A 10,124-nucleotide genomic window follows, 5' to 3' on the forward strand; every position below is an offset into this window, starting at 1 on the left:
CTTCGCGAACAAGTTCGCTCCCACCGGATTTGTGATTTAACTACATTTCGCGTCATGCCGAGAATCGATGGGAGCGAACAAGTTCGCGAAGGCTCGCCAACGAGTTGGCTCTTACGTATCGATAATCAAACCCCTGCGATCTTGATCAATTTGGCGTAGTAAAACCCATCATGTCCGCCTTCCTGCGGCAGTAATTGCCGCCCGTGCGGCTGTTTCAGCCCAGGTGGTTGTTGCCCAAGTTGACCGGCGATATCCAATTCCCGCGCGCCCGATGTGCGAGCCAGAAACGCATCGACCACCTCAGTGTTTTCCATCGGCAACGTCGAGCAGGTGGCATACAACAAGATGCCGCCGACTTCGAGAGTTGGCCACAGCGCGTCCAACAGTTCACCTTGCAGCGTGGCAAGGGCCGGAATGTCGTCGGCCTGGCGGGCCAGTTTGATGTCCGGATGACGACGAATTACCCCCGTGGCGGAGCACGGCGCGTCAAGCAATATGCGCTGGAACAACTTGCCATCCCACCACTGCCCAGTCTCGCGGGCGTCGGCGGCAATCAGTTCGGCGCTCAGGCCCAGACGCTCAAGGTTTTCCTTCACCCGTACCAAGCGCTTGGCCTCCAGGTCTACCGCCACCACACCGGCCAATTGCGGTTGGACTTCCAGCAGGTGACAGGTCTTGCCGCCCGGTGCACAGCAAGCGTCGAGTACGCGTTGGCCGGGGGCTAACTCAAGTAAGTCGGCAGCCAATTGCGCTGCTTCGTCCTGGACACTGATCCAGCCTTCAGCAAAGCCCGGCAAGTTACGCACATCGCACGGCTCGCTAAGTACGATGCCATCCTGGCTGAACGTGCAGGCATGCGCTTCTATACCGGCGCTCTGCAATAGTTGCAGGTACGTATCACGGCTATGGTGCCGACGATTGACCCGCAGAATCATCGGTGGATGTGCATTGTTGGCCGCACAGATGGCTTCCCATTGTTGCGGCCAATACGCCTTTAAGGCTTTTTGCAGCCAGCGTGGGTGCGCGGTGCGAACTACTGGGTCGTGTTCCAGCTCGACGAATAGCGCTTCGCTTTCTCGTTGCGCGCGACGTAACACGGCATTGATCAGCGCTTTGGCCCATGGTTTTTTCAGCTTGTCGGCGCAGCCCACGGTTTCGCCAATGGCGGCGTGCGCTGGAATACGCGTGTAGAGCAGTTGATAAAGCCCCACCAGCAGCAACGCCTCGACATCGGCGTCCACGCTTTTAAACGGCTTTTGCAGCAGCTTTGCCGCCAGCGCTGACAACCTCGGCTGCCAACGTGCCGTGCCGAATGCCAAGTCTTGAGTCAGCCCACGATCACGGGCATCAACATTATCCAGTTGTTTTGGCAGCGAACTGTTCAGCGAGGCTTTGCCGCTGAGGACCACGGCCAAGGCTTTTGCGGCGGCGAGACGCGGATTCATTGAGGAGTTACCGCCGCGCCAAGGACAATCCCTTGCGCGAATTTCTCGCGACGGCTGTTAAACAGATCGGCGAAATTCAGGGCTTTACCGCCAGGCAACTGCAGGCGGGTCAGGCGCAAAGCATTTTGTCCACAGGCCACAATCAAACCGTCTTTGCTGGCTGAAAGGATTTCCCCTGGTGCGCCCTGCCCTTCATCAAGGTTGGCGGCCAGTACTTTCAGCGCTTCGCCATTGAGCGTGCTGTGGCTGATCGGCCATGGGTTAAAGGCACGAATCAGGCGTTCTAGCTCGACGGCCGGGCGACTCCAGTCGATACGTGCTTCGTCTTTGTTCAGCTTGTGGGCGTAGGTCGCCAGCGCATCATCCTGGACTTCGCCGAGCAGCGTCCCATCAGCCAAACCGGCGATGGCCTGGATCACGGCAGGGGGGCCGAGTTCGGCGAGACGGTCATGCAAAGTGCCACCGGTGTCTTCAGCGCTGATTGGAGTGGTGACCTTAAGCAGCATCGGTCCGGTGTCCAGACCCGCTTCCATGCGCATGACCGTCACGCCGCTTTCAATATCACCTGCTTCAACTGCGCGCTGGATCGGCGCAGCCCCACGCCAACGTGGCAGCAGCGAGGCGTGGCTGTTGATGCAACCCAGACGGGGAATATCCAGCACCACTTGCGGCAGGATCAGCCCGTAAGCGACCACCACCAGCAAGTCTGGGTTGAGCGCCGCCATCTCCGCCTGAGCGTCGGCATTGCGCAATGTGGGCGGTTGCAAAACAACGATACCGTGTTGCTCAGCGAGCTGTTTGACCGGGCTCGGCATCAGCTTTTGTCCACGGCCAGCCGGGCGATCAGGCTGGGTGTAGACGGCAATGACGTGATGGGGGCTGTCGAGCAAAGCTTTGAGGTGCTCGGCGGCGAATTCCGGGGTGCCGGCGAAGACGATGCGCAGTGGCTCGGTCATGGTGTTCTCAGTATTTGTAGCGCGACAATGGATCAAGCCTGTTTGTGCAGCTTTTCCAGCTTCTTTTTAATGCGATCGCGCTTGAGGTTTGACAGGTAATCGACGAATAATTTGCCGTTGAGGTGATCACACTCGTGCTGGACACACACCGCCAGTAATCCTTCGGCAATCAGCTCGAAAGGCTTGCCGTCGCGGTCCAGAGCACTGACTCTTACCTTGTTAGGACGTTCGACGTTTTCATAGAAGCCTGGCACCGAGAGGCAGCCTTCTTGATACTGCTCCATCTCGTCGGTCAGGGTTTCGAACTGCGGATTAATGAACACCCGTGGCTCGCTGCGATCTTCGCTGAGGTCCATGACCACGATGCGTTTGTGGACGTTGACCTGAGTCGCCGCCAACCCGATACCTGGCGCCTCGTACATGGTTTCGAACATGTCATCGACCAACTGGCGAATGCCGTCGTCGACCACGGCCACGGGCTTGGCGATGGTGCGGAGGCGCGAATCGGGAAATTCGAGAATGTTTAAAATAGCCATATACGTTAGAGCTGCACTTGTAGGGTAAAGTCGAAAGTCGGTTGCTAGACTCGGACAACGTCCGAAGGCAGCAATCTCGTAAAACCCAAGCCTTTGGGACACTGACTGTTTCACGGGAAGCCATATGATAAAGGGATTCACCGCATGAGGAAATCACTACTCGCCCTGCTGCTGTTGGCCTCTGCTGGCCTTTGTCAGGCGCAAGTGCAGCTTCGGGACGGTCATCCGGAGAATTACACCGTCGTCAAAGGCGATACGCTTTGGGATATTTCCGGGAAATTCCTCAGCGAACCCTGGAAATGGAAAGAAATCTGGAAGCAGAACCCACAGATTGCCAACCCTGACCTGATCTACCCCGGCGACAGGCTGTCGCTGATTTATGTTGATGGGCAGCCGCGTCTAGTGGTCAATCGCGGTGAATCACGCGGCACCATCAAATTGTCTCCGCGTGTGCGCACGACGCCAATGGCAGAAGCAATCCCGAGCATTCCCCTTGGCGCGGTCAATAGTTACTTGCTCAGCAACCGGATCGTTGATGACCCTGCAACCTTCAAGCGCGCGCCCTACATCGTCGCCGGTAACGCAGAAAGCGTCCTCAGCGGTGTCGGTGATCGCGTTTATGCGCGCGGCAACTTCGATTCTGAGCACACAGTCTATGGAATCTTCCGTCAAGGCAAAACCTACACCGACCCGGTGACCGGGCAAGTCCTCGGGATTAACGCCGACGATATTGGCAGTGGTGAAGTGGTTGCCCATGAAGGTGACGTGGCGACGTTGATACTGCAGCGCTCGACCCAGGAAGTGCGTCTCGCCGACCGTTTGTTCACCAGTGAAGAGCGGCCGATCAATTCGACATTCTTCCCTAGCGCTCCAGAGGCCAAAATCGATGGCCTGATCATAGATGTGCCACGGGGTGTGACACAGATTGGGGTGTTCGACGTGGTCACGCTCGACAAGGGGCGGCGCGACGGTCTCGTTGAGGGCAACGTGTTGGCGATCTACAAGACCGGCGAGCAAGTGCGCGATGACGTGTCCGGCGAACGCATAAAAATCCCGGATGAACGCTCGGGGTTACTAATGGTTTTTCGCACTTATGAAAAGCTCAGCTATGGTTTGGTTCTCCACGCCACGCGTTCGTTGACGGTCATGGACAAGGTGCGGAACCCTTAGAGCTATGTGACAGATTCGAGGCATGTTTTGTCCACCGGGCATGCACTTATCAAATAGTTACTAACAGAGTTATCCACAGGTTGTCTGTACTGTAAACGAAGCGCAACAGATCAAGGAAGATCTATGCCGCTGTTCGATACTGCTGATTTTTCACCCGCTGAACTCGAAGCCCGCTTACGCTTGCATCGCTTACCAGACGTCGGCCCTAAACGCTTTTATCGACTGATGAGTGCCTTTGGTTCTGCCTCCGCGGCCATCAGCGCACCGGCCAGTGCATGGCGCGCTTTAGGGGTTCCTAGCGTCTGCGCTGAGGCTCGCCGTAGCCCTGAGGTGCGTGATGGTGCAAGTGCTGCGCTGGCTTGGCTTGAGCGCCCGGGCCAGCATTTACTGATGTGGGACGGCCCGAACTACCCCGCCTTACTGGCCGAAATCTCCGATGCGCCCCCGTTGCTCTTTGTCGCGGGCGACCCGCTTATCCTCGAGCGCCCACAGCTCGGCATGGTCGGCAGCCGACGTGCTTCAAAGCCAGGTCTGGACACCGCGACGGCCTTTGCCCGTAGCTTGGCAGGCGCTGGTTTTGTCATTACCAGCGGTTTGGCGCTGGGCATTGATGGCGCTGCCCACCAAGGCGCGCTGGACGTTGGCGGGCAGACAATTGGGGTCCTCGGCACAGGCATCGAAAACTTTTATCCACAGCGTCATCGACAGCTCGCCGCCGCCATGTGCGCGCAGGGCAGCGCGGTTGTTTCCGAGTTTCCACTGGACGCAGGACCGCAGGCGACTAACTTTCCCCGACGCAATCGAATCATCAGTGGCATGTCGCTGGGCGTGCTCGTAGTAGAAGCCAGCGTACGCAGCGGATCGCTGATAACCGCCCGCTTGGCCGCTGAACAAGGACGCGAGGTGTACGCCATTCCAGGCTCGATCCACCACCCTGGTGCCCGCGGATGCCATCAGTTGATTCGGGATGGCGCGGTGTTAGTGGAGACTGTCGAGCACATCCTAGAAGCCTTGCGCGGTTGGCAAAATGTCGGCATATCCAACCGCTCGCCTGACGCTGTTTTGCCAGGTCACACGCGTCATCCGTTGCTCGACCTGCTGCATGCGGCGCCACACAGCAGCGAGGCGCTCGCTCTTTCCATTGGCTGGCCGCTACCCAAAGTATTGGCCGAATTGACCGAGCTAGAGCTAGAAGGACAGGTAAGCTGTGAGGCCGGACGGTGGTTTGGTCGTGCGTGCTGAGGTTAAACTGCGCCCAGTTGTTTCCGGGAGATAGAGCAAATGGTCAGCAGTTGGCGTGTACAGCAAGCCGCACGAGAAATTAGGGCCGGTGCGGTGATTGCCTATCCGACAGAGGCGGTTTGGGGGCTGGGGTGTGATCCGTGGAACGAAGAAGCGGTCTATCGTTTGTTGGCGATCAAATCCAGGCCTGTGGATAAGGGCTTGATTCTTATCGCCGATAACATTCGTCAATTCGACTTTTTGTTCGAAGACTTTCCGGAAACCTGGCGCGACCGCATGGCGGCCACTTGGCCTGGCCCTAATACTTGGCTAGTGCCGCATCAGGATTTACTGCCGGAGTGGATCACTGGCATCCATGACACCGTAGCGCTGCGCGTCAGTGATCATCCACAAGTGCGCGAACTGTGCGCGATGGTCGGGCCATTGATCTCGACCTCTGCTAACCCGCTTGGGCGACCGGCTGCCCGGACGCGCATTCGTGTGGAGCAATATTTCCGCGGTGAAATCGACTTTGTGCTGGGCGGCTTGTTGGGCGGCCGCAAGCATCCAAGCGTGATTCGCGACCTGGTCACGGGCGAAATTATTCGCCCGGGCTGAGTCATGCTCTCAAGGAATCAGAATGGTCGAGCCAGTGGTGCGTCGAGCGCTTAGCTCAATGTGCGCCTTGGCTGCATCTTTCAATGCGTAACTCTGGATGTCATCGACCTTGACCTTCCGCTGGCGAGCATGGCAAAGAGTTCATTGGCCATCCCTTGCAGGGTTTCGGCGTTGGCGTAAGTCGCGAGGGTTGGGCGCGTGACGTACAGCGAGCCCTTCTGCGCCAAGATCCCCAAGTTAACCCCAGCTACTGGTCCGGATGAATTGCCGAAGCTGACCAGCAGGCCGCGCGGCGCCACGCAGTCGAGCGAGGTCAGCCAAGTGTCCTGCCCTACGCCGTCATACACCACCGGGCATTTTTTGCCGCCGGTCAACTCCAGAACACGCTTGGCCACGTCTTCGGTGCTGTAATTGATAGTTTCCCAAGCACCCAGTGCTTTTGCGTGGGCTGCTTTTTCTGCAGAGCTGACCGTACCGATTAACTTCACGCCGATTGCTTTTGCCCACTGACAAGCAAGCGACCCTACGCCCCCAGCCGCTGCGTGAAACAGCACGGTCTCACCGCTTTTCAGCGCGTACGTTTGGTTGAGCAAATATTGCACGGTCAGGCCCTTGAGCATCACCGAAGCGGCTTGTTCGAAGCTGATCGAGTCCGGCAGTTTCACCAGATTCGCAGCTGGAATCAGGTGCACGTCGGCATAAGCGCCCAGAGGGCCGCTACCGTAAGCTACGCGGTCGCCAACTTTGAACTGACTCACGTCGCTGCCCACCGCTTCTACGACGCCCGCACCTTCCGTACCAAGGCCCGATGGGAATGAAGGCGCTGGATACAAGCCATTGCGGAAATAAGTGTCGATGAAATTCAGGCCGATTGCTTTATTGCGCAGACGCACCTGCTGTGGGCCTGGTTCGGCAGGTTCGAAATCCACGTACTCAAGAACTTCGGGGCCGCCGATGGTGCGGAACTGGATACGCTTTGCCATCTGTTCTCTCCGGTGATGAATTGATACAAGAAATGCAGACACCTATCGGACCCCATCCCTTGATCCTCGTCAACAGCGTCAGCCATAACGCCAATGGTATGCTACGCGCCAATTTGCCAGCCCCGCCGACCTTCAAGGCTCGGCGACGTTTCAAGGTGACCTGATGACGACCCGCACCGAAGCTGTTAAAGCCTATTTGCTCGACCTGCAAGACCGAATTTGCACTGCGCTGGAAAACGAAGATGGCGGCGCGCACTTCGTTGAAGACGCCTGGACCCGGCCAGCAGGCGGAGGCGGTCGCACGCGGGTGATCGAGAACGGTGAGTTGATCGAAAAGGGCGGTGTCAATTTCTCGCATGTGTTTGGCAGCGGCTTGCCACCGTCTGCCAGCGCCCATCGGCCGGAGTTGGCCGGGCGCGGTTTTGAGGCGCTGGGCGTCTCGTTGGTGATTCATCCGCACAACCCGCACGTACCGACTTCCCACGCCAATGTGCGGTTTTTCATTGCGGAAAAAGAAGGCGAAGAGCCGGTCTGGTGGTTTGGCGGCGGTTTCGATCTGACGCCGTATTACGCCGTCGAAGAAGACTGTGTGCATTGGCACCGCGTCGCGGAGCAAGCGTGCGCGCCGTTTGGGGCCGATGTTTACCCGCGCTATAAAGCATGGTGCGACACCTATTTTCACATCAAGCACCGCAATGAACCGCGCGGCATTGGCGGCCTGTTTTTCGATGATGTTAACCAGTGGGACTTCGACACCAGCTTTGCGTTTATACGGGCCATTGGCGATGCGTTCATCGATGCGTATTTACCTATCGTCCAGCGGCGTAAAGCTACGGCCTACACGGTGCAACAACGGGAGTTTCAGGAATTCCGTCGCGGGCGTTATGTCGAGTTCAACCTGGTTTACGACCGGGGCACGCTGTTCGGTTTGCAGTCAGGGGGGCGCACTGAATCGATCCTCATGTCCTTGCCGCCGCATGTGCGCTGGAGCTATGACTGGAAGGCTGAGCCAGGCAGCGAAGAAGCGCGCCTGACCGAGTATTTTCTGCAGGACCGGGATTGGTTGGCGCTGGCCTGACCGACAACAAACGGGCCTTTCTGTAGGAGCCAACAAGTTGGCTCCTACAGGGGCGGTGATTATCTGTACAAAGCTTGAATCAGGACCTCCCCAATGGATCACTACGTCGTTTTCGGCAATCCCATCAGTCACAGCAAGTCGCCGCTGATCCATCGCTTGTTCGCCGAGCAAACCGGCGAACAGTTGGACTACAGCACCTTACTGGCGCCGCTCGACGACTTCATTGGCTGCGCCAAAAGCTTCTTTGAAAACGGACGCGGTGCCAACGTCACGGTGCCATTCAAAGAGCAAGCCTTTCGCTTCGCCGACAGCCTGACCGAGCGCGCACAGCGTGCTGGCGCCGTGAACACGTTGCGTAAAGGCCTGGATGGCCATCTGTTGGGTGACAACACCGATGGCGCCGGCCTGGTGCGGGATCTGACGGTGAACGCTGGGGTCATCCTTAAGGGCAAGCGCATCTTGTTGCTGGGTGCCGGCGGCGCGGTACGTGGTGCCTTGGAGCCGTTATTGGCTGAGAAGCCCGCGGTATTGGTGATTGCCAACCGCACCGTCGAAAAAGCTGAACTGCTCGCCCATCAATTTGCTGACTTGGGGCCGGTATTTGCCAGCGGTTTTGATTGGTTAGAGGAATCGGTAGACGTGATTATCAACGCTACCTCCGCCAGCCTTGCCGGTGAAATTCCGCCAATTGCCGCCAGTCTTATTCAGCCCGGTCACACCGTTTGCTACGACATGATGTACGGCAAAGAACCTACGCCTTTTTGCCGCTGGGCCACGGAACATGGCGCGGCCTATGCTTTCGACGGCTTGGGCATGCTCGCCGAACAAGCCGCAGAGGCATTCTATCTATGGCGCGGTGTGCGTCCGGACACGGCGCCGGTACTGGCTGAGTTGCGTCGTCAGCTGGCCAGCGGCTGACCTGCGGAAAAAGCTAATCGACAAATAGAATCGGGCATTTTTCCGGCCCTTCCAACCTGCGCAGTTCCTCAATCACCTGCGGCCGAGCATTTTTCAGCGTCAGGCTACGGTTCATGCCGCGCAGACGACGGGCTTCCTGATGCAGCATCTCCACGCCTGAATAGTCGATGAAGTTGATCTGCTGCGCCTCGATCACTACATGCAGGCCTTCGCTGCTCTGCAGTCGGACCTGCAAGTAGTGGCTGGCGCCGAAAAAGATCGACCCGCCAACCCGCAAGATATTGTCGTCGCCGTCGCGCCATTGCTGGACTCGCGGCTGCGACGTGCGCTTGAGATAAAAGAACAGCGAGACCAGCACACCCGCATAAATCGCCGTTTGCAGCTCCAACAGCAACGTCGCCAGACACGTCAGTGCCATCACCAAAAACTCCGCCCGACTCACCCGGAACAGTGCACGGATACCGCGACGGTCCACCAAGCCCCAACAGATCAACAGAATCGATGCCGCCATACTCGGAATCGGAATGTTCGCGATCAGCGGCGCACCACACACGGCGAACAGCGCAACCCACAACGCAGAAAACACCCCGGCCAATGGCGAGCGTGCGCCGGCGTCGTAACTCAAGGCTGCTCGGGTAAATGAACCTGCCGACAAATAACCGGAAAACAGCGAGCCGACCATGTTCGACAAGCCTTGAGCGCGGACCTCTTGATTGGAATCGAGCAACTGTTGCGAACGTGCAGACAGGGAGCGGGCAATGGACAGGCTCGTCACCAACCCAAGCATGCCCACCGCCACTGCGCTGGGCAGCAGTTTCAAAATTAATTCCGGGTCCAGTGGCAGCGCACTGAAAGGCGGCAAATGTCCGACGAAAGCGTGGACCAGTTGTACATGTCCAAACTTCGCCGGCCACAGCCAAACCAGCGAACCTGCACCCAACAACGTGATCAACAGCGTCGGCCAGCGTGGCAGAAAAAACTTGAGGGTAGCGCCCACCACCAAGGTCAATGCACCCAGTATCAACGAGGGATGATCAATCTCGCCGCGATGCTCAATTAACGCCGAGATACTTTTCAGTGCTGTGGACTGGCTGCTCACATCCAGCCCCAAGAAGCTAGGTAACTGACCCAACGCAATGACTACGGCGGCGCCCAAGGTGAAACCCAATATCACCGAATGGGAAACGAAGTTCACCAGC

9 protein-coding genes and 1 pseudogene are annotated in these 10,124 nt (G+C 57.9%); 5 read left to right on the forward strand and 5 right to left on the reverse strand.

Annotation, left to right across the window (positions count from 1 at the left end):
• Nucleotides 1–125: 125 nt before the first annotated feature.
• From rsmB to def, 3 genes are read right to left on the reverse strand one after another with little or no spacing between them, the layout of a single operon-like run.
• Nucleotides 126–1,445: a 16S rRNA (cytosine(967)-C(5))-methyltransferase RsmB gene (gene rsmB / locus M0974_RS24445; protein WP_297843074.1), complete on the reverse strand. Its 1,320-nt coding sequence runs from the start codon at nucleotides 1,443–1,445 to the stop codon at nucleotides 126–128.
• Nucleotides 1,442–2,401, reverse strand: a complete 960-nt coding sequence (gene fmt, locus M0974_RS24450) for a methionyl-tRNA formyltransferase (protein ID WP_297843077.1) — start codon at nucleotides 2,399–2,401, stop codon at nucleotides 1,442–1,444. The genes rsmB and fmt overlap by 4 nt, the downstream gene beginning before the upstream one ends.
• A 32-nt stretch (nucleotides 2,402–2,433) precedes the next feature.
• Nucleotides 2,434–2,937, reverse strand: coding sequence for a peptide deformylase (def, locus tag M0974_RS24455; protein ID WP_297843080.1), 504 nt, complete (start codon nucleotides 2,935–2,937; stop codon nucleotides 2,434–2,436).
• Nucleotides 2,938–3,081: 144 nt separating this feature from the next.
• On the opposite strand from def, the gene M0974_RS24460 reads away from it, so the two are divergent.
• From M0974_RS24460 to M0974_RS24470, 3 genes are all read left to right on the forward strand, one after another.
• Nucleotides 3,082–4,107 (forward strand): LysM peptidoglycan-binding domain-containing protein, encoded by a 1,026-nt coding sequence (locus M0974_RS24460; protein WP_297843082.1) that lies wholly within the window; start codon nucleotides 3,082–3,084, stop codon nucleotides 4,105–4,107.
• Nucleotides 4,108–4,230: 123 nt separating this feature from the next.
• Nucleotides 4,231–5,349 (forward strand): DNA-processing protein DprA, encoded by a 1,119-nt coding sequence (dprA, locus tag M0974_RS24465; protein ID WP_297843085.1) that lies wholly within the window; start codon nucleotides 4,231–4,233, stop codon nucleotides 5,347–5,349.
• 39 nt (nucleotides 5,350–5,388) lie between these two features.
• Nucleotides 5,389–5,946 carry a Sua5/YciO/YrdC/YwlC family protein gene (locus M0974_RS24470; protein WP_297843089.1) on the forward strand — a complete coding sequence of 186 codons (558 nt, stop codon included), beginning with the start codon at nucleotides 5,389–5,391 and terminating at the stop codon, nucleotides 5,944–5,946.
• A 9-nt stretch (nucleotides 5,947–5,955) separates the two neighbouring features.
• On the opposite strand, the pseudogene M0974_RS24475 reads toward M0974_RS24470, so the two are convergent.
• Nucleotides 5,956–6,929: pseudogene (locus M0974_RS24475) on the reverse strand (NADPH:quinone reductase).
• 163 nt (nucleotides 6,930–7,092) lie between these two features.
• Here M0974_RS24475 and hemF point away from each other — a divergent pair.
• Nucleotides 7,093–8,007, forward strand: a complete 915-nt coding sequence (gene hemF / locus M0974_RS24480; protein WP_297843091.1) for an oxygen-dependent coproporphyrinogen oxidase — start codon at nucleotides 7,093–7,095, stop codon at nucleotides 8,005–8,007.
• Nucleotides 8,008–8,100: 93 nt separating this feature from the next.
• Nucleotides 8,101–8,925 carry a shikimate dehydrogenase gene (gene aroE, locus M0974_RS24485; protein ID WP_297843094.1) on the forward strand — a complete coding sequence of 275 codons (825 nt, stop codon included), beginning with the start codon at nucleotides 8,101–8,103 and terminating at the stop codon, nucleotides 8,923–8,925.
• A 13-nt stretch (nucleotides 8,926–8,938) separates the two neighbouring features.
• Here aroE and M0974_RS24490 read toward each other — a convergent pair.
• The coding region (locus M0974_RS24490; RefSeq protein WP_297843098.1) for a SulP family inorganic anion transporter at nucleotides 8,939–10,124 on the reverse strand (1,186 nt) is incomplete at its 5' end.

It is taken from the genome of Pseudomonas sp., assembly GCF_026224925.1.
In the GTDB taxonomy this organism is placed as follows: domain Bacteria; phylum Pseudomonadota; class Gammaproteobacteria; order Pseudomonadales; family Pseudomonadaceae; genus Aquipseudomonas.

Coding starts and splice junctions, on each gene's coding strand:
- aroE (WP_297843094.1), top strand. CDS start 8,101: ATGGATCACTACGTCGTTTTCGGCAATCCCATCAGTCACAGCAAGTCG.
- M0974_RS24470 (WP_297843089.1), top strand. CDS start 5,389: ATGGTCAGCAGTTGGCGTGTACAGCAAGCCGCACGAGAAATTAGGGCC.
- hemF (WP_297843091.1), top strand. CDS start 7,093: ATGACGACCCGCACCGAAGCTGTTAAAGCCTATTTGCTCGACCTGCAA.
- rsmB (WP_297843074.1), bottom strand. CDS start 1,445: ATGAATCCGCGTCTCGCCGCCGCAAAAGCCTTGGCCGTGGTCCTCAGC.
- M0974_RS24460 (WP_297843082.1), top strand. CDS start 3,082: ATGAGGAAATCACTACTCGCCCTGCTGCTGTTGGCCTCTGCTGGCCTT.
- dprA (WP_297843085.1), top strand. CDS start 4,231: ATGCCGCTGTTCGATACTGCTGATTTTTCACCCGCTGAACTCGAAGCC.
- fmt (WP_297843077.1), bottom strand. CDS start 2,401: ATGACCGAGCCACTGCGCATCGTCTTCGCCGGCACCCCGGAATTCGCC.
- def (WP_297843080.1), bottom strand. CDS start 2,937: ATGGCTATTTTAAACATTCTCGAATTTCCCGATTCGCGCCTCCGCACC.